The organism is Priestia sp. SIMBA_032 (genome assembly GCF_046535215.1).
In the GTDB taxonomy this organism is placed as follows: domain Bacteria; phylum Bacillota; class Bacilli; order Bacillales; family Bacillaceae_H; genus Priestia; species Priestia aryabhattai.
This window is the reverse complement of record NZ_JAWRXD010000972.1, coordinates 1-260: the sequence shown is the minus strand read 5'-3', so window position 1 is coordinate 260 and position 260 is coordinate 1. Positions and strand designations below refer to the sequence as shown.

The window sequence follows — 260 nt, the reverse complement described above, 5'->3', positions numbered from 1 at the left end:
GGCGAGACCAGCCCCTCCGTGTAGAGCTTGTTGTACTCGGTGAGCGCCCCGGTCCACTCGGCCTCGAAGGTCGACTCACCCGAGAAGATGAGGTCGTCGAGCGTCGGATCCATCGAGTGACTCTTCGCACCGATCATGGCGGAGAGCGTGGTCGGCATCTGGTCGACGCTCTCGAGGAATGGCGTGATTCCCGCGTCCTGCAGCTTTTCGCACAGGTCGAGGAACTCGTCCCAGGTCTCGGGAATGCCGGTCGCGCCGAC

The 260-nt window shown here is 63.8% G+C and carries 1 pseudogene; it reads right to left on the bottom strand.

The window, feature by feature from the left end:
- Window positions 1-260, bottom strand: a pseudogene (locus SB717_RS37240) (sugar ABC transporter substrate-binding protein); the annotation flags it as partial.